This is a genomic window from Streptomyces sp. WMMC940 (assembly GCF_027460265.1).
Taxonomy (GTDB): Bacteria; Actinomycetota; Actinomycetes; order Streptomycetales; family Streptomycetaceae; genus Streptomyces.
In genome coordinates, this window is record NZ_JAPZBC010000001.1 from 1,856,463 (window position 1) to 1,877,883 (window position 21,421).

13 protein-coding genes are annotated in these 21,421 nt (G+C 71.2%); 3 read left to right on the forward strand and 10 right to left on the reverse strand.

The window, feature by feature from the left end; genetic code table 11:
* Nucleotides 1-34: 34 nt before the first annotated feature.
* The 3 genes from O7595_RS08120 (at nucleotide 35) to O7595_RS08130 (ending at nucleotide 6,642) form a co-directional block, all read left to right on the forward strand.
* Nucleotides 35-4,657, forward strand: coding sequence for an ATP-dependent helicase (locus O7595_RS08120; protein ID WP_269728056.1), 4,623 nt, complete (start codon nucleotides 35-37; stop codon nucleotides 4,655-4,657).
* 242 nt (nucleotides 4,658-4,899) lie between these two features.
* Nucleotides 4,900-5,733 carry an Fpg/Nei family DNA glycosylase gene (locus tag O7595_RS08125; RefSeq protein ID WP_269728057.1) on the forward strand — a complete coding sequence of 278 codons (834 nt, stop codon included), beginning with the start codon at nucleotides 4,900-4,902 and terminating at the stop codon, nucleotides 5,731-5,733.
* Nucleotides 5,734-5,865: 132 nt separating this feature from the next.
* Entirely contained in the window at nucleotides 5,866-6,642 is a 777-nt protein-coding gene (locus O7595_RS08130) for an SDR family NAD(P)-dependent oxidoreductase (protein WP_269728058.1), read from the forward strand.
* Here the strand turns inward: O7595_RS08130 and O7595_RS08135 are convergent.
* From O7595_RS08135 to O7595_RS08180, 10 genes are all read right to left on the reverse strand, one after another.
* The gene (locus O7595_RS08135; RefSeq protein WP_269728059.1) at nucleotides 6,590-6,844 is read right to left on the reverse strand and encodes a hypothetical protein; all 255 of its coding nucleotides are present in this window, start codon (nucleotides 6,842-6,844) and stop codon (nucleotides 6,590-6,592) included. The two genes, O7595_RS08130 and O7595_RS08135, sit on opposite strands and share 53 nt — an antisense overlap.
* A gap of 200 nt (nucleotides 6,845-7,044) precedes the next feature.
* A complete protein-coding gene (locus O7595_RS08140; RefSeq protein WP_269728060.1) occupies nucleotides 7,045-7,515 on the reverse strand; it encodes a Dps family protein in 471 nt (156 codons plus the stop codon).
* A 119-nt stretch (nucleotides 7,516-7,634) separates the two neighbouring features.
* On the reverse strand, nucleotides 7,635-8,015 hold the full coding sequence (locus O7595_RS08145) for a helix-turn-helix domain-containing protein (RefSeq protein ID WP_017949992.1): 381 nt from the start codon (nucleotides 8,013-8,015) through the stop codon (nucleotides 7,635-7,637).
* A gap of 109 nt (nucleotides 8,016-8,124) precedes the next feature.
* The gene (locus tag O7595_RS08150; protein WP_269728061.1) at nucleotides 8,125-8,634 is read right to left on the reverse strand and encodes a CinA family protein; all 510 of its coding nucleotides are present in this window, start codon (nucleotides 8,632-8,634) and stop codon (nucleotides 8,125-8,127) included.
* A 16-nt stretch (nucleotides 8,635-8,650) separates the two neighbouring features.
* Nucleotides 8,651-9,328 (reverse strand): CDP-diacylglycerol--glycerol-3-phosphate 3-phosphatidyltransferase, encoded by a 678-nt coding sequence (gene pgsA / locus O7595_RS08155; RefSeq protein ID WP_269728062.1) that lies wholly within the window; start codon nucleotides 9,326-9,328, stop codon nucleotides 8,651-8,653.
* Nucleotides 9,325-10,806, reverse strand: coding sequence for a 30S ribosomal protein S12 methylthiotransferase RimO (gene rimO / locus O7595_RS08160; RefSeq protein WP_269728063.1), 1,482 nt, complete (start codon nucleotides 10,804-10,806; stop codon nucleotides 9,325-9,327). The genes pgsA and rimO overlap by 4 nt, the downstream gene beginning before the upstream one ends.
* A 94-nt stretch (nucleotides 10,807-10,900) precedes the next feature.
* On the reverse strand, nucleotides 10,901-11,722 hold the full coding sequence (locus tag O7595_RS08165) for a helix-turn-helix domain-containing protein (RefSeq protein WP_269728064.1): 822 nt from the start codon (nucleotides 11,720-11,722) through the stop codon (nucleotides 10,901-10,903).
* Between the two features lie 187 nt (nucleotides 11,723-11,909).
* Nucleotides 11,910-14,681 (reverse strand): DNA translocase FtsK, encoded by a 2,772-nt coding sequence (locus O7595_RS08170; protein ID WP_269728065.1) that lies wholly within the window; start codon nucleotides 14,679-14,681, stop codon nucleotides 11,910-11,912.
* Between the two features lie 190 nt (nucleotides 14,682-14,871).
* Nucleotides 14,872-15,555, reverse strand: a complete 684-nt coding sequence (locus O7595_RS08175; RefSeq protein WP_269728066.1) for a response regulator — start codon at nucleotides 15,553-15,555, stop codon at nucleotides 14,872-14,874.
* Between the two features lie 306 nt (nucleotides 15,556-15,861).
* Nucleotides 15,862-21,360, reverse strand: a complete 5,499-nt coding sequence (locus O7595_RS08180; protein ID WP_269728067.1) for a HAMP domain-containing protein — start codon at nucleotides 21,358-21,360, stop codon at nucleotides 15,862-15,864.
* Nucleotides 21,361-21,421: the final 61 nt, after the last annotated feature.

Below are 21,421 nucleotides of genomic sequence, written 5' to 3' on the forward strand. Positions count from 1 at the left end.
GCGCTTGTCAGTGGGGCGGTGCACGATGGGTGTCATGGTCGGCAGTGCACTCGACAGCTTCGCCCCCGCGACCCGCGGCTGGTTCAGGGCGGCTTTCAGCGCGCCCACCGCGGCCCAGGAGGGCGCGTGGCGGGCGATCGGCCGCGGCTCGGACGTGCTGGTCGTCGCCCCGACCGGCTCCGGGAAGACCCTCGCAGCGTTCCTGGCCGCCCTCGACGGTCTGACGTCCGCCCCGCCTCCGGCGGACGTGAGGAAGCGCTGCCGCGTGCTGTACGTGTCACCGCTGAAGGCCCTCGCGGTCGACGTCGAGCGCAATCTCCGCAGCCCGCTGACGGGCATCCGGCAGGAGGCCGTGCGGCTCGGGCTGCCCGAGCCCGAGGTGCGTGTGGGCATCCGGTCCGGTGACACACCCGCGGCCGAGCGGCGGGCGCTGGCGACCCGTCCGCCGGACATCCTGATCACCACCCCAGAGTCGCTGTTCCTGATGCTCACGTCCTCCACCCGCGAGGCGCTGAGCGGCATCGAGACGGTGATCGTGGACGAGGTGCACGCGGTCGCGGGCACCAAGCGCGGCGCGCACCTCGCGCTGTCCCTGGAGCGGCTGGACGAGGTCCTGTCCCGGCCGGCCCGACGGATCGGCCTCTCGGCGACCGTCCGGCCGGTGGACGAGGTGGCGCGCTATCTGTCGCCGCGGCGCAGGGCGGAGATCGTCCAGCCGCCGTCCGGCAAGGAGTTCGACCTGTCCGTCGTCGTCCCGGTCGAGGACATGGGCGAGCTCGGCGGTTCCCCGGCCTCCGAGCCGGACGGCCCCGGCGAGAAGCCGTCGATCTGGCCGCAGGTGGAGGAGCGGATCGCCGATCTGGTGCAGGCGCACCGCTCGACGATCGTCTTCGCGAACTCCCGCCGTCTCGCGGAGCGGCTGTGCAACCGGCTCAATGAGATCGCGTACGAGCGGACCGTGGGAGAGCCGCTGCCCGAGGGCGCCCCGCCGGCGGAGCTCATGGCCCAGTCCGGAGCGGCGCAGGGCGCGCCGCCGCTGCTCGCCCGCGCGCACCACGGTTCGGTCTCCAAGGAGCAGCGCGCTCTCGTCGAGGAGGACCTGAAGGCGGGCCGGCTCCCCGCCGTCGTCGCGACGTCCAGCCTGGAGCTGGGCATCGACATGGGCGCGGTGGACCTGGTCGTCCAGGTCGAGTCCCCGCCGTCGGTCGCCTCCGGTCTGCAGCGGGTCGGCCGCGCCGGGCACCAGGTGGGCGCGGTCTCCACGGGCGTCGTCTTCCCCAAGTACCGGGGAGATCTGGTCCAGGCGGCCGTCGTCACCGAGCGCATGCGCACGGGTTCGATCGAGTCGCTCCGCATCCCGGCCAATCCGCTGGACGTGCTGGCCCAGCAGCTGGTCGCCATGGTCGCCCTCGACACCTGGCAGTTCGACGACCTGCTGGCCGTGGTGCGGCGCGCCGCCCCCTTCGCCTCGCTGCCGGAGTCGGCGTTCACGGCGGTGCTGGACATGCTGGCCGGGCGGTATCCGTCCGACGCGTTCGCGGAGCTGCGCCCCCGTGTGGTGTGGGACCGGGTCGCCGGGACGGTCACGGGGCGTCCCGGAGCCCAGCGGCTCGCCGTCACCTCCGGCGGCACGATCCCGGACCGCGGGCTGTTCGGCGTGTTCCTGGCCGGCGCGGACCCGAAGAAGGGCGGGGGCCGGGTCGGCGAGCTCGACGAGGAGATGGTGTACGAGTCCCGGGTCGGCGACGTCTTCACCCTGGGCACGACCTCCTGGCGGATCGAGGACATCACCCGCGACCGGGTGCTCGTCTCCCCCGCACCCGGAGTTCCCGGCCGGCTGCCGTTCTGGAAGGGCGACCAGCTGGGCCGGCCGCTCGAACTGGGCCGCGCGGTGGGCGCCTTCCTCCGCGAGGTCGGATCACTGCCCGAGGAAGACGCCCGGTTGCGGCTGATGACCGCCGGTCTCGACGAGTGGGCCGCCACCAACGTCCTCTCTTACCTCGACGAGCAGCGCCGGGCCTGCGGGCATGTGCCCGACGACCGCACGATCGTCGTCGAGCGGTTCCGTGACGAGCTGGGCGACTGGCGGGTCGTGGTGCACTCGCCGTTCGGTGCCCAGGTCCACGCGCCCTGGGCGCTGGCGCTGGGCGCACGCCTCTCCGAGCGGTACGGCATGGACGCCCAGGTCATGCACGCGGACGACGGAATCGTGCTGCGGCTCCCCGACGCCGAGCTGATGGGCCTGGACCTGCTGGACCAGGACCCGGTCCACCTCGACACCTCGTACGACGGTGAGCAGGCCCCGGTCGCCGCCGCCGACACCCTCTTCGACAAGGGCGAGGTCAGCCAGATCGTCACCGACCAGGTGGGCGGATCCGCGCTGTTCGCCTCCCGCTTCCGTGAGTGCGCGGCACGCGCCCTGCTGCTGCCTCGCCGCAGCCCCGGCAAGCGGACGCCCCTCTGGCAGCAGCGTCAGCGCGCGGCCCAGCTGCTCCAGGTGGCCAGTGAGTTCGGCTCGTTCCCGATCGTCCTCGAGGCCGTGCGGGAGTGCCTCCAGGACGTGTTCGACGTCCCCGGGCTCGAGGAGCTGATGGGCGACATCGAGGCACGCAAGGTGCGGCTGGTCGAAGTCACCACCCCAGAGCCGTCGCCCTTCGCCCGCTCCCTCCTCTTCGGCTATGTGGCCCAGTTCCTGTACGAGGGGGACTCACCGCTCGCAGAGCGCCGGGCCGCGGCACTCTCCCTGGACTCCCGGCTGCTCGCCGAGCTGCTGGGCCGGGCGGAACTGCGCGAACTGCTCGACGCGGACGTCCTGGGCGAGCTGGAGCAGGAGCTCCAGTGGCTCACCGACGACCGCAGGATCAAGGACGTGGAGGGCGTCGCGGACCTGCTGCGGGTGCTCGGACCGCTCACGACCGAGGAGCTGACCGAGCGCGGTGCCGATCCGCACTGGCCCGGGGAACTCGCCGGGGCCCGCCGCGCCATCAGGGTACGGATCGCCGGCGTCGGCCACTGGGCGGCGATCGAGGACGCCGGACGGCTCAGGGACGCACTGGGCACGGCGCTCCCGGTGGGCGTCCCCGAGGCGTTCACGGAACCGGTGAAGGATCCTCTCGGCGATCTGCTGGCCCGTTTCGCCCGCACACACGGGCCGTTCACCTCGTCGCAGGCAGCCGCACGGTTCGGGCTGGGCGCGGCCGTCACGGACGGGGGCCTGCAGCGGCTCGCAGCGGCCGGGCGGGTCGTCCAGGGCGAGTTCCATCCTTCGGGCATCGGTCAGGAGTGGTGCGACGCCGCGGTGCTGCGCCGGCTGCGGCGCCGCTCCCTCGCCGCGCTCCGCGAGGAGTTGGAGCCGGTGCCGCCCGCCGCGCTCGCGACGTTCCTGCCCCAGTGGCAGCACCTGGGGAACAACAGCCTGCGCGGCATCGACGGGCTGGCCCGTGCCGTCGAGCAGCTCCAGGGCGCCCCCGTGCCCGCCTCCGCGCTGGAGAAGCTGATCCTCCCGTCCCGGGTGGCCGGATACTCGCCGGGCATGCTCGACGAGCTGACCACGACGGGCGAGGTGGTGTGGGCCGGAGCCGGCGCGCTGCCGGGCAAGGACGGCTGGGTCTCGCTCTATCTCGCGGACGCCGCCCCGCTGCTGCTGCCGCAGCCCCACCCGCTGGAGCCGACGGCACTGCACGAGTCGGTGCTCTCGGCCCTCTCCGGCGGCTACGGCCTGTTCTTCCGCCAGATCACGGACCGGGTGCGGGCGACGACGCATCCCGATGCCACGGACCCCCAGCTGGCAGACGCCCTGTGGGACCTGGCCTGGTCGGGCCGGCTCACCAACGACACCCTGGCGCCCCTGCGCTCGCTCCTGGGGTCCGGCCGGACGGCGGGTTCCACGGCACACCGCGCCCGCCGCACGGTGCCGCGCGGGCGGTACGGCTCGTTGACGGCGGCTGCCAGGACCGCGTCGCGCAGTGGTCCGCCCACCGTCTCCGGACGCTGGTCCCTGCTTCCCGGGCAGGAGACCGACCCCACGCACCGCGCCCACGCCCTGGCCCGTACGCTGCTGGACCGCCATGGCGTCGTCACCCGGGGCGCGGTCGCCGCCGAAGGTGTCGAGGGCGGATTCTCGGCGACGTACCGCATCCTGTCCGCCTTCGAGGACAGCGGGCAGGCTCGCCGCGGCTATGTGGTCGAAGGGCTCGGGGCCGCCCAGTTCGCGATGGACGGCGCGGTGGACCGGCTCAGGGCCGCGGCCGGCGCCCGCGAGCGTGCCGACGGGCACACCTCACCGCGTGCGGTGGTCCTGGCGGCCGCCGACCCGGCCAACGCCTACGGGGCGGCGCTGTCCTGGCCCGAGCCGCCCGACGGCGCGAGCCACAAACCGGGCCGCAAGGCCGGGTCGCTCGTCGTACTGGTCGACGGGGAGCTCACGCTCTACATGGAGCGCGGCGGGAAGACCTTGCTGTCCTGGCCCGCCGAGCCGGACGATCCGGCGCTCCGAGCGGCGGCGGAAGCGCTCGCGGAAGCGGGCAGGGCGGGGATGCTCGGCACGATCACGGTCGAGCGGATCAACGGCGCGGCGGCATTGACCTCGCCGCTCGCCCGCCCGTTGGAGGAGGCCGGCTTCCACGCCACCCCCCGCGGCCTGCGCGTTCGGGCCTGACGCCGGATACGGACGCCGCGGCGGACCGGGCGGTCACGGCCGCCTGCACCAGGAGCGGCTCCGGCCTGTGCGTGAAGGGCGGCCGGGGGCGGACGGACCCGCCCCGCTCCCCCGCCGGCGTTCACCGTGCATGCGCGCGACGAGAGCGCCCGGCCCTGCGCCGCCCCGGCCGGGCGGCCGGGACGAGCACCGGACCGCGATGCCGCGGCCTCGCCATGACCGCCGTCGCGCATCATGGAGGCATGCCCGAAGGAGACACCGTCTGGCTGACCGCACGGAAGCTGCACGCCGCCCTGGCCGGACGGACGCTGACCCTCTCCGACCTCAGGGTGCCCCGGTTCGCCACCGCCGACCTCACCGGCCGGGAGGTGCTGGACGTCACGGCCCGGGGCAAGCATCTGCTCACACGCATCGAGGGCGGACTCACCCTCCACTCCCACCTGCGAATGGACGGCTCCTGGCGGGTCTTCGCCGCAGGCGAGCGCTGGCGCGGGGGCCCGAACCACCAGATCCGGGCCGTCCTGGGCAATGCCGACCGCACGGCCGTCGGCTACCGCCTTCCCGTGCTGGAACTGCTGCGCACACGGGACGAGGACCGGGCCGTGGGACATCTCGGCCCGGATCTCCTGGGCTCCGACTGGGATCCGGAGACGGCCGTCCGCAACCTGCTCGCCGACCCCGCGCGCCCGATCGGCGAGGCGCTGCTCGACCAGCGCAATCTCGCGGGAATCGGCAACGTCTACAAGTCCGAACTGGCCTTCCTCGCCCGGGTCACTCCGTGGCTCCCGATCGGCGACCTGCCCTCGGGCGTTCCCGAGCGCCTCGTCGCCACGGCCCGGCGGCTGATGGAACTCAACAAGGACACGTTCGACCGGCGCACCACGCCCGGTGGAAACGCCGGCGGTCCCGGGGACGACCGGCGCCGGAGCCCGCTGCGTCCCGGCGGGCAGCACCTGTTCGTGTACGGGCGCCGAGGCCACCCGTGTCTGCGCTGCGGTACCGCGATCCGCGGAGCCGGCCGGGACGACCGGGTCTCGTACTGGTGCCCGGGCTGCCAGTCCGGGCCCGCACCCTGACGGCCCGCCACCACCCTCACGTCCGACGCCCCGCCGCGTGGACGCCGGCCCCACCCCGAACGCCTCCGCACACGCGATCCCGCACCGGACCAGGAATTGACGGATCGTCAGGAGCGGTCGTACCGTCCCGGCATGCCCGTCACCGCGTACGACCTCACCGGCCGCACCGCGTTCGTCACCGGCGCGGCGAGCGGCATCGGCCGCGCCACCTCCGTTCTGCTCGCCGAGGCGGGCGCCACCGTGCACTGCGCGGACGTGGCCGAGAAGGACCTCGCGCAGACCCTGACGACGATCGAGGACGCGGGCGGCACGGCGCACCCCCATCTCGTCGACGTGAGCGACCGCGCCGCGCTCGACGCGGCGATGACGGCCGCCGTGTCGGCCTCCGGACCGCCGCGCGTTCTGGCCGCCGTCGCCGGCATCATGCACTCCAGCCCGGTCCTGGAGACCAGGGAAGAGGACCTCGACCGGGTCCTCGCGGTCAACTTCAAGGGCGTTCTGTACGCCTGCCAGGCCGCCGCCCGCTCGATGATCGACGCCGGCGTACCCGGTTCGATCATCACCATGGCATCCGGCGCGGTCGACGCCGCGAATCCGGGTCTGCTCTGCTACAGCGCCGCCAAGGCGGCCGTCGTCCAGCTCACCAAGACCCTGGCCGCGGAACTCGGCAGGCATGCGATCCGGGTCAACGCCGTCGCACCGGGCTGGGTTCGCACCCCCATGACGGACCGCCATGACGCGGAGTCGCAGCGGCGGGCGGAGGCGGCCATGGCCAGGATCTCACCGCTCGGCCGGGTCGGTGAGCCCGCGGACGTCGCCCATGCGGTGCTGCACCTCGCCTCCGACGCGTCGTCGTTCACGACGGGCCAGATCCTCCGGCCGAACGGGGGCGTCGCGATGCCGTGGTAGCCGTGGTCGTTCCCCCGGCCCTACCGGCGTCCCCGGACCGCGACGCAACATGCACCGGCAACAGGCTGAGCCCCCACCCGCCTGCCGCCACTGCCCCCTCGACGAGTCCCGCATGCTCCGGCACCAGCGCCAGCCGCAGCACGGCCCACCACCACAGAGCGCCCAGTGCGAGCGCCGGCAGCAGGACCCATCGCCTCACCATGGCCGCCTCCTCCGGTCGACGCTAGACCGGACCGATCACGCGGCGGGAGGGCGCACCGGTTGCACACCCGGCGCGCCCGCAGCGTATGCGCCAGGCGCCCCAGGGGTTCGTGCTCCGGGCCGTGCGCCCGCGCATCCATCCCCTTGTGGTGATGTCCGGTCCGGCCGCGGCCCCGGAGGAGGCTCCGGGTATGCCCACGGCTAGACGCTCTCCGCCTGGAACATCCACGCGTGCTTCTCGAGGTCGGCCGTGAGCGAGATGAGGATGTCCTGGCTCACCGGATCCGGCTCGTCCGTGGCCTGGATGCGCTCACGCATCCGTTCGATCACCGCGGTCAGCGACTTCACCATGGTGCTGACCACGTCGGTGTCCTGGATCCAGCCGTCCGGGACCTTGCCGATGGCACTGGCCGAGGCGACGGTCGAGGCGCGGCCGTCGGGCGCGACACCGATGGCGGAGGCGCGCTCGGCCACGACGTCGGAGTGCTGCCGCGCCGTGGCGACGACCTCGTCCAGCTGGAGGTGAACCGAGCGGAATCGGGGCCCGACGACGTTCCAGTGCACCTGCTTGGCCACGAGCCCCAGATCGATCAGATCGACCAGCGCGCCCTGCAGGGCCTCACCGGTGATCTTGCGCGCGTCCTCGGGCAGCAGGCTCTTCACCGCAGACATAGTGACCTCCGTTCGGTGACACCGCTCTCCACCATGACACACATGGCACAAAACGGTCATTCGGGGGATAAAAGAAGCCCCGGTCGGGTACCCACCCGACCGGGGCTCACACGTGGAAATCAGGCGGCGACGACGTCCACCGCTTCCGCCGGTGCCTTGATCGTCACCCGTTCCGTCGGCACGCCCGCGACCGATGTCACGGACACGGAATTGAGCGGCCGCACCGGCGCGGACACCGGCTCGCTCGCCGCTGCCGACTCGGCCAGCTCGGCGAGCGACAGCTCGTCGCTCACTTCCCGCATGAGCTCGGACATCCGTACGTCAAGCGCGTCGCAGATGGCGGAGAGCAGTTCGGAGGAAGCCTCCTTCTGCCCCCGCTCCACCTCGGAGAGATAGCCGAGAGAGACTCGGGCGGACGAGGAGACTTCGCGCAGAGTACGGCCCTGGCGCTGGCGCTGCCGACGCAGCACGTCACCCAGCAGGCGACGGAGCAGAATCATCGGTGGCTCCCTCCTCGGACCGCGTAGCCGCATCCTTCACGCCCCACCGTACCGCCTCGCGCTGCGGCCGTGCGGGGAGCGATGTCGTGTTCACTCAGGGCTGCAAACATCAATTCCCCCCGTTCTGTTCCGTATCCTGTGCCCGCCCCTTACCCGAGAGTTCGCCGGCGAGCAGTTCCAGCACGCTCCGGACACTCTCTCTACGGATTTCCGAGCGGTCGCCGTTCAATCTCAGCCGCGCCACTTTCCGGGCGCCGTGGGGGCCCGCGACCGCGACGAACACCGTGCCCACGGGCTGTCCGTCCTGGGGATCGGGACCCGCGACACCGGTGGTCGCGATGCCCCAGCCGGCCTCCATCCGGGACCGCACGCCCGCTGCCATCTGGGCCGCGACCTCCGGGTGCACCGCGCCGTGCTCGGCGAGCAGGGCGCCGTCGACCCCCAGGAGGTCCCGCTTGAGGCCGGTCGCGTAAGCCGTCACGGAGCCCAGGAAGCTCTTCGACGCCCCCGGAACGGAGGTCAGCTCCGCGGCCACGAGACCGCCCGTGAGGGACTCCGCCACAGCCAGGGTCTCACCGCGTTCCCCGAGAAGGGCGAGCACGCCGTCGGCACTGCTCATCGCGGCCACTCCGCGCTCATCGAGAGGACCCCGCGCGGTCCCGCCCGGCGGACCGCTCGGCGGCGAGGCCCCTGCGCCGCAGGACCACCGCCTGACGCACGTAGTCCAGCCCCGTCACGACGGTCAGGAGGACCGCCACTGCCATCACCCACCAGCGCAGCGTGGCCAGCGGACCGGTCAGCACGAGCACGTACATGCCGACCGCGGTGCCCTGCGCGAGGGTCTTCAGCTTGCCGCCGCGGCTCGCCGGGATCACTCCGTGCCGGATCACCCAGAAGCGCATCAGGGTGATCCCCAGCTCGCGGAAGAGGATCACTCCGGTCACCCACCAGGGCAGGTCCCCGAGGGCCGACAGACAGATCAGCCCCGCGGCCATGATCGCCTTGTCGGCGATCGGGTCCGCGATCTTCCCGAAGTCCGTGACCAGGTTGTACGTACGCGCCAGATGCCCGTCGAACACGTCCGTGATCATGGCGACGGCGAAGGCCGCCCAGGCCCAGGCGCGCCAGACCGGGTCGTGTCCGCCGTCCATGAGCAGCAGCACCACGAACCCGGGCACGAGCAGCAGGCGCACCATGGTGAGGATGTTGGCGATGTTCCACAGGCTGGCCTGGTCGACGGCCGCAGCGCCCAGCTTCCCGCCGGGCGCCGGCCTTCCGGTCCCGCCCGCTGCGGATGCCGGCGCTCCGGTCATCTGCCCGCCTCCTCGCGGCACTCCGAAACCACGTCGGCCGTGAGATCGACGCCCTCCGTACCGACGACCTTCGCTTCGACCATACGTCCGGATGCCAACCCGACGGCACTCGTGAAGACCACCTGCCCGTCGGTCTCGGGCGCCTGGTGCGCGGCACGGCCCACGGCGCCGTCCTCGTCGTCCACGGACTCGACGAGGACCTGCAGGGTCTGCCCCATGCGCTCCTCGGCCCGCTGGGCGGTCAGCTCCTCCGCGAGCCGGGACAGATGCGCCAGGCGCGCGTCGACGACGTCCTGGTCGAGCTTGCGCTCGTAGCCGGCGGCCTCGGTGCCCTCCTCGTCGGAGTAGCCGAAGACGCCGATGGCGTCCAGCCGCGCCTCGGTGAGGAAGCGCTCCAGCTCCGCGAAGTCCGCCTCGCCCTCGCCCGGGAACCCGACGATGAAGTTGGACCGCACACCGGCCTCCGGGGCCTTGCCGCGGATGGTCTCCAGCAGCTCCAGGAACCGCTCGGTGTCGCCGAAACGCCGCATGGCGCGCAGCACACCGGGGGCGCTGTGCTGGAACGAGAGGTCGAAATAGGGTGCGACCTTCTCGGTGGACGTCAGGACGTCGATCAGTCCGGGGCGCATCTCGGCGGGCTGCAGGTAGCTGACCCGCACCCGCTCGATGCCGTCGACGGCCGCGAGCTCGGGCAGCAGCGTCTCCAGCAGCCGGATGTCGCCGAGGTCCTTGCCGTACGAGGTGTTGTTCTCGGAGACCAGCATGATCTCCTTCACGCCCTGTTCGGCGAGCCAGCGGGTCTCGCCCAGGACGTCGCTCGGCCGCCGGGAGACGAAGGACCCGCGGAAGGACGGGATGGCGCAGAACGAGCAGCGCCGGTCGCAGCCGGAGGCGAGCTTCACCGAGGCGACCGGACTGGTGTCCAGCCTGCGGCGGAGGGGGGCGCGCGGCCCGGAGGCGGGCGCCAGCCCCTCGGGGAGGTCGGCCGGCACGTCCTCCGGGGCGGGGGCCTGCGCGTGCCCCGGGAGGGCCACGTCGGCGCCCTGGCGGTCCGCCGGGCTGATCGGCAGCAGCTTGCGGCGGTCGCGCGGCGTGTGGGACGCGTGGATGCCGCCGCTCAGGATGGTCCGGAGGCGGTCGGAGATGTCGGCGTAGTCGTCGAAGCCCAGTACGCCGTCGGCCTCGGGCAGGGCCTCGGCGAGTTCCTTGCCGTAGCGCTCGGCCATGCAGCCGACCGCGACGACGGCCTGGGTCTTCCCGTGGTCCTTGAGGTCGTTGGCCTCGAGCAGGGCGTCGACGGAGTCCTTCTTGGCGGCCTCGACGAAGCCGCAGGTGTTGACGACCGCGACATCCGCGTCGGCGGCTTCCTCGACGAGCTCCCAGCCGTCCGCTGCCAGGCGGCCTGCGAGCTCCTCCGAGTCCACCTCGTTACGGGCGCAGCCAAGAGTGACAAGGGCGACGGTACGGCGTTCGGGCATGGGCTCAAGACTACTTCGTCCCGGCCCACGCCCGGTCCGCGAGGGTTGCCGCCCGGGGTACGGGCGGTGGATGGTCGATTTCCGGCCTGTCCGGTCAGCCGGCCTCGGGGTCGCCCTTGGCGTAGGACAGCCGTTCCACCTGACCGTTCTCGAACTTGTCCTCGATCTTCCTGCCGTTCACGAACAGCTCGATCGCGCCGGCGTTGCCGAGAATGAGGTCCAGGCGCTCGCCGTCCTGGAAGGTCTTGGACTCGCCCGCGAGGAGCAGCCCGTCGAAGAGCAGCTTGCCGTTGGCGGACTTGGCGGAGATCCAGCTCTTGTCGTCGACCGCCGTCAGCTTCACCGTCACCTTGTCCTGCGGGACGGCGGCGATCGCGCTCTCGGAGGCGTCGGGCTTGGGCGCCACCGGCTTGGCCGGGGGCGGCTGGGGGCTGGTCCGCTCGGGCGTGGAACCCTCGGCGACCTGCTTGGTGCCGTTGGTGCCGTCGGACCCGCCGAAGAGGGTGAAGCCGACGAAACCGATGACGGCGACGATCGCCGCGACCATCGCGGCGGTCCAGTTGGGGCGCCTGCGCTCGGGGCGGATGCGTTCCGCCTCGAAGAGCGGGGCCGCCGGGGTCGGCGAGGGACGGCCGCCGTGCTCGGCGTCGTACCGCGCGACGAGAGGGTCCGGATCCAGCCCCACGGCACGCGCGAGCGTCCTGATGTGCCCGCGCGCGTAGACATCGCCACCGCAGCGCGAGAAGTCGTCCTGCTCGATCGCCTGCACGATGGGGACGCGCACACGGGTGGAAGTACTGACCTCGTCGACGGTGAGGCCTGCGTCGGTGCGCGCCTGCTGGAGCGAGCGACCGATCGAAGGCCCGTCGTCTTCGAGAGAAGGACGGGCGTCTTCGGGGGAGTTGCCGATGGACACGGGGGCGCCTTTCGAGCGTGTAGCCACCTGCTGGAGGTTCAGTCTATGGGTGGTACGAAAGGGTGGGGCAACCGGGCGGATGCAGTTTGTACGCCATCGGAATGGCCGGACGGCGGGAGCACGGGGCATGTCCCGCCCTCCATCCAACTTGACGTACGACCAAGGGAAACGGTTGCCCCGCCCTCCCTTACGAATCAGACTCCCCACGGATCACCGCGAGCACTCCATCCAGCTCATCGGGTTTCACCAGAACATCACGCGCCTTGGAGCCCTCGCTGGGGCCCACGATGTTCCTGGACTCCATGAGGTCCATGAGGCGGCCGGCCTTGGCGAAGCCGACCCGGAGCTTGCGCTGGAGCATGGACGTCGACCCGAACTGGGTGGTGACCACCAGTTCCGCGGCCTGGCAGAGCAGGTCGAGGTCGTCGCCGATGTCCTCGTCGATCTCCTTCTTCTGCTTCGTGCCGACGACCACGTCGTCCCGGAAGACGGGGGCCATCTGCTCCTTGCAGTGCCGGACGGCGGCCGCGACCTCCTCCTCCGTCACGAAGGCGCCCTGCATACGGGTGGGCTTGCCGGCCCCCATGGGCAGGAACAGACCATCGCCCTTGCCGATCAGCTTCTCCGCGCCCGGCTGGTCCAGGATGACCCGGCTGTCGGCGAGGGAGGAGGTGGCGAAGGCGAGCCGCGAGGGCACATTGGCCTTGATCAGCCCGGTGACGACGTCGACCGAGGGCCGCTGGGTGGCCAGGACCAGATGGATGCCGGCGGCGCGGGCCAGCTGGGTGATCCGGACGATGGCGTCCTCGACGTCGCGCGGGGCGACCATCATCAGGTCCGCGAGCTCGTCGACGATCACCAGCAGGTACGGATAGGGCTGGAGCTCGCGCTCGCTGCCCTCGGGGGCCTTGACGCGGCCGCCGCGCACGGCACGGTTGAAGTCGTCGATGTGCCGGAAGCCGTACGCGGCGAGGTCGTCGTAGCGCAGGTCCATCTCGCGCACGACCCACTGCAGGGCCTCGGCGGCCCGCTTGGGGTTGGTGATGATCGGCGTGATCAGGTGCGGGATGCCCTCGTAGGCCGTGAGCTCGACCCGCTTGGGGTCGACGAGGACCATCCGGACGTCCTCCGGGGTGGCCCGCATCATCACGGAGGTGATCAGGCAGTTGATGCAGGAGGACTTTCCGGAGCCGGTGGCGCCCGCGACCAGGATGTGCGGCATCTTCGCCAGGTTGGCCATGACGTAGCCGCCCTCGACGTCCTTGCCGAGGGCGACCAGCATCGGGTGGTCGTCCTCGGCCGCGTCCGCCAGTCGCAGCACGTCGCCGAGATTGACCATCTCCCGGTCGGTGTTCGGGATCTCGATGCCCACGGCGGACTTGCCCGGGATCGGCGAGATGATCCGTACGTCCGGGCTCGCGACGGCATAGGCGATGTTCTTGGTCAGCGCGGTGATCCGCTCGACCTTCACCGCGGGGCCGAGCTCGACCTCGTAGCGGGTGACCGTCGGCCCGCGGGTGAAGCCGGTGACCGCGGCGTCGACCTTGAACTCCGTGAAGACGTTCGTGAGTGCGGCGACGATCGCGTCGTTGGCGGCGCTGCGGCTCTTGCCCGGTCCGCCGCGCTCCAGCAGGTCCAGCGACGGCAGCCCGTAGGTGATGTCCCCGGAGAGCTGCAGCTGCTCGGCGCGCGGGGGGAGGGGCTGCGACTCGGGGGCGGGCTTGGTCAGGTCGGGCACGGAGCCCGACGGGGACTGCTTCTCCCCCGTGGCGGGCGGAGCGGCCGAGGGCTGGTCGGTCCGCGCCCCGGGCAGCGGCCCGGCGGCACGCTCCCGGTCGGCGGTGAGGTCGCGGGTCAGACCGGCGACGACGGGTGACGGCGGCATGCCGTTGAGGACGGCCCCGTCCAGGGCGGCAGCGGCGGCCGCGGCGACGTCGACCGCGTCCATCGGCAGGCCGGCGTCCGGCTGCGCGGTGGGCCCTCGGCGCCGGCGCCGGGACAGCGCCGCCTCCTCCGCCCGGTCGGCGTCGTGCACCTCGCTGTCGCGGCGCGCGGGAGTGCGGGGGCGCGCGGGCCGCTCCCCGCGCCACTCGTCGTACTCCCCCCGCTCCCCGGTGTCGTCCTCACCGGGCTCGTACGGCGCCTCCAGGATCCCGAGCCTGACCCCGAGCCTGCGCATCCGCTGTGGGATGGCGTTGACCGGCGTGGCGGTGACGACGAGCAGACCGAAGACCGTGAGCAGCACCAGCAGCGGTACGGCGAGGACCTCGGTCATCATGAAGATCAGCGGCTTGGAGGCGGCCCAGCCGATCAGACCGCCCGCGTCCTGCATGGCCTCGGCGCCGTCCTCGCGCCCCGGTGAACCGCAGGCGATGTGGACCTGGCCGAGCACGCCGACCACGAGTGCGGTCAGCCCGATGACGATCCGGCCGTTGGCGTCGGGCCGCTCGGGATAGAGGATCAGCCGCACGGCGACGGCGACGAGCAGTATCGGCACAAGCAGATCGAGCCGGCCGAACGCGCCGGTGACGAGCATCTCGACGAGATCGCCCACCGGGCCGCGCAGATTGGACCAGGTGCCCGCGGCGACGATCAGCGAGAGGGCCAGCAGCAGGAGCGCGAGCCCGTCCTTGCGGTGCACCGGATCGAGTCCCTTGGCGCCGCGTCCTATGCCGCGGAGCAGCGCGCCGAGGGCGTGGGCGACACCGAGCCACACGGCACGGATCAGCCACAGCACGCCTCCGGTGGGATTCGGCGCGGGCCTGGGCGCGGTCTTCTTCGCCGCAGCCCGGCGCGCGGGTGCCTTCTTGGCGGGGGCGCGTTTGCCTGCCGCCGGCGTCTTCGCCGCGGTCTTCCTGGCGGGCGCCGCCTTCTTCGCGGCGCCGGTCGTACGGCCGGCGCGCGGCTTCGCGGTGCCCGCCGTGCCCTGGGAACCCTTGCCGGACGTACGTGAGGCCATGGTGGTGAGGTTACCGGTGCGACAGGCGGGGCACACGCGTGACCACCGGTTCACCCGTTCGTGTCGCCCATGCCTGGCTCGGAAACTGACGCCCGCTCAGCGGGCGGGCGCCGGCGCGAGCTTCGCGGCGTTGCGGAACCCCCGCCCGGCCCGCCCCTCGGGCGGTCGGCGCCGGTTCCCGCAACACGACCTAGCTCTGGGACGGAAGCGTCGGCGAACCGGCGCCCGCACCCGGCTCCAGGGCGTCCAGCGCCCTGCGCAGTCCGGTGAGTTTGCGCTCCAGGTGGGCTGCGGTGGCGACGGCCGCGGCGTCGGCGGATTCGTCGTCCAGCTGCTTGGAGAGCGCCTCGGCCTGCTCCTCGACCGCCGCGAGCCGCGCGGACAGTTCGGCGAGGAGTCCCGCCGGTTCCTTGTTGGCCTCACCCGCGCCGTGTCCGCCGCCCTCCAACTGGAGCCGGAGCAGAGCCGCCTGCTCCCGAAGCTGGCAGTTCTTCATGTAGAGCTCGACGAAGACGGAGACCTTCGCCCGGAGCACCCAGGGGTCGAACGGTTTGGAGATGTAGTCCACCGCGCCCGCCGCGTACCCGCGGAAGGTGTGGTGCGGACCGTGGTTGATCGCCGTCAGGAAGATGATCGGGATGTCTCTGGTCCGTTCGCGGCGCTTGATGTGCGCCGCGGTCTCGAATCCGTCCATTCCCGGCATCTGGACGTCCAGCAGAATGACCGCGAAATCGTCCGTCAGCAGCGCTTTGAGCGCTTCCTCCCCTGACGATGCCCGCACCAGCGTCTGATCGAGCGCAGAGAGGATGGCCTCCAGCGCCAACAGATTCTCCGGCCGGTCATCGACCAGGAGGATCTTGGCCTTCTGCACCATGCCTCGCCCTCCTCGCCCCGGCTTGGGGTCTCCCCAGCTCGATGAGCCGGGGGAAACACCGGGCGCCGCCCCGAGGGACGACTCCCTTGCGCCGCCCGTCCTTGTGCCGGTCATGGTAGCCGCACCCCGCCCGTCGCCACACCCTGTCACCGCGATGTCACTGTGCACATAGCAGAAACGCGGTGGGAGACGAGAAGGTTCCCCGGATCCTGCCTCCCCACACGCCCACGGGCACACTCAGTCAGCAATTCATAGAAATCCGTACAGTCTGCAATCAGACTGTGATGTGCACGCGGGCAACCGTCGTCACTTTCCGCGCATCCACTGCTCCATCACGGAGAGAAGATGATCGGGGTCGACCGGCTTCGTGACGTAGTCGGAAGCGCCCGATTCGATCGCCTTCTCCCGGTCGCCCTTCATCGCCTTCGCCGTGAGCGCGATGATCGGCAGCCCGGCGAACTGCGGCATCCTGCGGATCGCCGTCGTCGTGGCGTAGCCGTCCATCTCGGGCATCATGATGTCCATCAGTACGACCGTCACATCGTCGTGCTGCTCCAGGACTTCGATCCCCTCCCGACCGTTCTCCGCGTACAGCACGGACAGGCCGTGCTGCTCCAGCACGCTGGTGAGCGCGAAGACGTTGCGGATGTCGTCGTCGACGATCAGCACCTTCTCGCTGTGGAACTCGTAGGTGCGGCGCGGCTCCTGCCCCGGCTCCTGCGGGGACTGCCCCGTCCACGACTCCTGCACGGAGCCCGACGCGGCCGTCGGCTGCCCGGGCAGGGCGTGCCGCAGGTCCATGGCCCCCAGCGCCTTCCGGCGGCGCCGGAAGAGCGTCCCGGGGGCGTTGTTCGCCTCCCCGGCCGCCGACGGCTGCTGCGCCCCCTGCGGGAGCCCGGACGCCGACGCGTCGTCCATCGCGGGTGCCGGCGTCTCGGAGCCGGGCACGAGCTGCGGGTAGCCCTGCGGCGGCAGTTCGCTGGCGTGCAGCGGCAGGTACAGCGTGAACGTCGAGCCGCGGCCCGGCTCGCTCGCCGCGTGGATCTCACCGCCGAGCAGCCGCGCGATCTCCCGGCTGATCGACAGCCCCAGGCCCGTACCGCCGTACTTGCGGCTGGTCGTGCCGTCGGCCTGCTTGAACGCCTCGAAGATCACCCGCATCTTGCTGGCCGCGATGCCGATGCCGGTGTCGGTGACCGAGAAGGCGATCAGGTCCCCGTCTGCGTCGCGCAGCGATCCCGCCTCCAGCAGCTGCTCGCGGATCGACTGCGGCACATCGGCGTTCGCCGGCCTGATCACCAGCTCCACCGCGCCGGTGTCGGTGAACTTCACCGCGTTCGACAGCAGATTGCGCAGGACCTGCAGCAGCCTCTGCTCGTCCGTGTGGAGCGTCGCGGGCAGCTCCGGCGAGACCCGGACCGAGAAGTCGAGCCCCTTCTCCGCCGTGAGCGGCCGGAACGTCGCCTCCACGTAGTCGACGAGCTGGACCAGGGCGATCCGGGTCGGGCTGACGTCCATCTTGCCCGCCTCGACCTTCGACAGATCGAGGATGTCGTTGATCAGCTGCAGCAGGTCCGACCCGGCCCCGTGGATCGTCTCGGCGAACTCCACCTGCTTCGGCGTCAGGTTGGTGTCCGCGTTGTCCGCCAGCAGCTTGGCGAGGATCAGCAGGGAGTTGAGCGGGGTCCGCAGCTCGTGCGACATGTTCGCCAGGAACTCGGACTTGTAGCGCATGGAGACCGCGAGCTGCTCCGCCCGCTCCTCCAGCACCTGCCGGGCCTCCTCGATCTCGGTGTTCTTCACCTCGATGTCGCGGTTCTGCTGGGCCAGCAGCTCGGCCTTCTCCTCCAGCTCGGCGTTGGAGGACTGCAGCGCCTTCTGCCGGTTCTCCAGCTCCTCCGAACGCTCCCGCAACTGCTCGGTCAGCTCCTGCGACTGCTTGAGCAGCACCTCGGTCTTGGTGTTGACGCTGATCGTGTTGACGCTGGTGGCGATCATCTCGGCGATCTGGTTCAGGAAGTCGCGCTGGATCTGGGTGAACGGCTGGAACGACGCCAGCTCGATCACCCCGAGCACCTTCCCCTCGAACAGCACCGGCAGCACGATCACATGCGCCGGCGACGCCTCACCCAGCCCCGACGAGATCTTCAGGTACCCCGGCGGGACGTTGACCTGGATCGTCCGCTTCTCCTCGGCCGCCGTGCCGATCAGGGTCTCGCCCGGCCGGAACGACGTGGGCATCAGCCCGGCCGAGTAGCCGTAACTGGCGCGCATCACCAGCTCGTACGCGCTCTCGTCGCCCGAGGCCAACTCGTCCCCGCCGCCCGTCGGCATGGCCAGGAAGAAGGCGCCGTGCTGCGCCGAGACCACCGGCGTCAACTCGCTCATGATCAGCGAGGCGACGTCGTCCAGGTCCCGCCGGCCCTGCATCAGACCGGAGATCCGCGCCAGGTTGCCCTTCAGCCAGTCCTGCTCCTCGTTGGCGAGGGTGGTGTCGCGCAGATTGGCGATCATCGTGTTGATGTTGTCCTGCAGGACCTGGATCTCGCCGGCCGCGTCCACGTCGATCTTGAGGTTGAGGTCGCCCCGGGTCACCGCGGTGGCGACGGCCGCGATCGCGCGCACCTGCCGGGTCAGGTTCCCGGCCATCTCGTTCACCGACTCCGTCAGGTCCCGCCAGGTGCCGTCCACGTCCCGGACGCGCGCCTGACCGCCGAGCATGCCGTCCGTGCCCACCTCGCGGGCCACCCGCGTGACCTCCTCGGCGAACGACGACAGCTGGTCGACCATCGTGTTGATGGTGTCCTTGAGGTCCTGGATCTCGCCGCGCGCGTCGATGTCGATCTTCTTGGTGAGATCGCCCTTGGCGATGGCCGTGGTGACCGTGGCGATCTGGCGCACCTGACCGGTCAGGTTGGAGGCCATCGAGTTCACCGACTCGGTGAGGTCCTTCCAGGTGCCCGCGACGCCCGGGACCCGGGCCTGGCCGCCCAGGATGCCCTCCGTACCCACCTCACGGGCCACCCGCGTGACCTCCGCCGCGAACGACGACAGGGTCGTCACCATCGTGTTCACGGTGTCGGCGAGTTCGGCGACCTCGCCGCGCGCCTCGACCGTCACCTTCTTGGTCAGATCGCCGTTGGCGACCGCGGAGGACACCCGGGAGATGTTCCGCACCTGACTGGTCAGGTTGTTGGCCATCAGGTTGACGTTGTCGCTGAGGTCCTTCCAGATGCCGGTGACGCCGCGCACCCGGGCCTGGCCGCCCAGGATGCCCTCCGTACCCACCTCACGGGCCACCCGCGTGACCTCGTCGGCGAAGTTGGAGAGCTGGTCCACCATCGTGTTGACGGTCGTGACCAGCTCCAGGATCTCGCCCTTGGCATCGACCGTGATCTTCTTCGACAGATCGCCCTTGGCCACCGCCGTCGTCACCTCGGCGATGTTCCGCACCTGGCTGGTGAGGTTGTTCGCCATGAAGTTGACGGACTGGGTGAGGTCCTTCCAGGTGCCGGAGACGCCCTGCACCTCGGCCTGGCCGCCCAGGATGCCCTCGGTGCCCACCTCACGGGCCACGCGGGTGACCTGCTCCGCGAAGTTCGAGAGCTGGTCGACCATCGTGTTGAGGGTGTTCTTCAGCTCCAGGATCTCGCCGCGCGCGTCCACGTCGATCTTCTGCGACAGATCACCGCGCGCCACGGCGGTGGCGACCTGGGCGATGTTGCGGACCTGGGCCGTGAGGTTCCCGGCCATGCCGTTCACGGAGTCGGTCAGGTCGCGCCACACCCCGGCGACACCGGGCACCTGTGCCTGACCGCCGAGCCGCCCGTCCGTGCCCACCTCGCGAGCGACCCTCGTCACCTGCTCGGCGAACGCCGACAGCTGGTCCACCATCGTGTTGATGGTGTTCTTCAGCTCCAGGATCTCGCCGCGCGCGTCCACGTCGATCTTCTGTGACAGATCACCGCGCGCCACGGCCGTCGTCACCTGGGCGATCTGGCGCACCTGCGAGGTCAGGTTGCCGGCCATGAAGTTGACGGAGTCGGTGAGCTCCTTCCAGGTGCCCGAGACTCCGTCGACCCGCGCCTGACCACCGAGCCGGCCCTCCGTACCCACGTCCCGGGCCATGCGCGTCACCTGGTCGGCGAACGAGGACAGCTGCGCCACCATCGTGTTGACGGTGTTCTTCAGTTCCAGCATCTCGCCCGCCACGTCGACGGTGACCTTCTGCGACAGGTCGCCGTTCGCGACCGCCGTCGTCACCTGCGCGATGTCCCGCACCTGACCGGTGAGGTTGCGGAACGCCGTGTTCACCGAGTCGGTCAGGTCCTTCCACGTGCCCGCCGCACCCGGCACCTCGGCCTGACCGCCCAGCCGGCCCTCGACGCCGACCTCCCGCGCCACACGGGTCACTTCGGAACCGAACGACTGGAGCTGGTCCACCATCGTGTTGACGGTGTTCTTCAGTTCCAGCATCTCGCCCGCCACGTCGACGGTGACCTTCTGCGACAGGTCGCCGTTCGCGACCGCCGTCGTCACCTGCGCGATGTCCCGCACCTGGGTCGTGAGGTTGCGGAAGACGGTGTTGACCGAGTCGGTCAGGTCCTTCCACGTACCGGCCGCACCCGGCACCTGCGCCTGGCCGCCGAGCAGACCCTCGGCACCGACCTCGCTCGCCACCCGGGTGACTTCGTCCGCGAATGTCCGAAGCGTCTCGGTCATCTGATTGATGGTCTCGGCGAGCTGGGCGACCTCGCCGCGCGCGCTCACCGTGACCTTCTGCGACAGGTCGCCGTTCGCGACGGCCGTGGTGACCTCGGCGATGCCCCGCACCTGCGAGGTGAGATTGCCCGCCATCGTGTTGACGGAGTCGGTCAGGTCCTTCCACACACCGGCGACGCCCGGCACGACCGCCTGGCCGCCGAGCTCACCCTCCGTGCCCACCTCACGGGCGACCCGGGTCACCTCGGAGGAGAACGAGGACAGCTGGTCCACCATGGTGTTGACGGTGTTCTTCAGCTGGAGCATCTCACCGGCGACATGCACGGTGACCTTGCGCGAGAGGTCACCCTTGGCGACCGCCGTGGTCACGAGGGCGATGTCACGCACCTGAGCCGTCAGCCGGTACGCCATCGTGTTGACGGAATCCGTGAGGTCTTTCCATGAACCGGACATACCTCGCACCTGGGCCTGTCCGCCGAGTTTGCCCTCGGTACCGACCTCGAGTGCGACCCGTGTCACTTCGTCGGTGAACGCGGACAGCTGGTCCACGAGGTTGTTCACCGTGCGCGCGACCTTCAGGAACTCACCGCGCAGCGGCCGCACCGCCCCGTCCGAGCCCTCCTCCGCGTGCGACCGCAGCTCCATGCGGTGCTCCAGATCGCCCTCCGCGACCGCCGACAGCACCCGACCCACCTCGGACACCGGGCGCGCCAGGTCGTCCACCAGATCGTTGGACGCCTCGATCGCGGCGGCCCAGGAGCCCTCGCAGGCGCCGGGATCCAGCCGTTCCGTGAGCTTTCCCTCACGACCGACGACACGCCGGACCCGCGCGAGCTCTCCGGTGAGATGCAGATTGCGGTCCGCGACCTCGTTGAAGACGGCAGCGATCTCGGCCATGACGCCGTCGCCCGAGACCGTCAGCCGCTTGCGGAAGTTCCCGTCCCGCATGGCTGACAGGGCCGCGAGCAGCCGGTTCAGAGCCGCGGTGTCCACCGCGGTCGTTCCCCCGCGTGACTGATTCCTCCGGGACTGTCCGCCTTGTGCGCGCGTGCCGGCACCACGCGCCGTTGCACCAGACTCCACCGTGTCCCTCCCGCGGGGGTTGACCATGTTGCTCGGGCTGTCTCAGGAAGCTTTCCCAGTG

Bases quoted from the DNA above. Each gene is read 5' to 3' on its own strand.
- O7595_RS08170 (WP_269728065.1), bottom strand. From the start codon at position 14,681: ATGGCCTCACGTACGTCCGGCAAGGGTTCCCAGGGCACGGCGGGCACC.
- O7595_RS08150 (WP_269728061.1), bottom strand. From the start codon at position 8,634: ATGAGCAGTGCCGACGGCGTGCTCGCCCTTCTCGGGGAACGCGGTGAG.
- O7595_RS08120 (WP_269728056.1), top strand. From the start codon at position 35: ATGGTCGGCAGTGCACTCGACAGCTTCGCCCCCGCGACCCGCGGCTGG.
- O7595_RS08175 (WP_269728066.1), bottom strand. From the start codon at position 15,555: ATGGTGCAGAAGGCCAAGATCCTCCTGGTCGATGACCGGCCGGAGAAT.
- O7595_RS08125 (WP_269728057.1), top strand. From the start codon at position 4,900: ATGCCCGAAGGAGACACCGTCTGGCTGACCGCACGGAAGCTGCACGCC.
- rimO (WP_269728063.1), bottom strand. From the start codon at position 10,806: ATGCCCGAACGCCGTACCGTCGCCCTTGTCACTCTTGGCTGCGCCCGT.
- pgsA (WP_269728062.1), bottom strand. From the start codon at position 9,328: ATGACCGGAGCGCCGGCATCCGCAGCGGGCGGGACCGGAAGGCCGGCG.
- O7595_RS08145 (WP_017949992.1), bottom strand. From the start codon at position 8,015: ATGATTCTGCTCCGTCGCCTGCTGGGTGACGTGCTGCGTCGGCAGCGC.
- O7595_RS08130 (WP_269728058.1), top strand. From the start codon at position 5,866: ATGCCCGTCACCGCGTACGACCTCACCGGCCGCACCGCGTTCGTCACC.
- O7595_RS08140 (WP_269728060.1), bottom strand. From the start codon at position 7,515: ATGTCTGCGGTGAAGAGCCTGCTGCCCGAGGACGCGCGCAAGATCACC.
- O7595_RS08135 (WP_269728059.1), bottom strand. From the start codon at position 6,844: ATGGTGAGGCGATGGGTCCTGCTGCCGGCGCTCGCACTGGGCGCTCTG.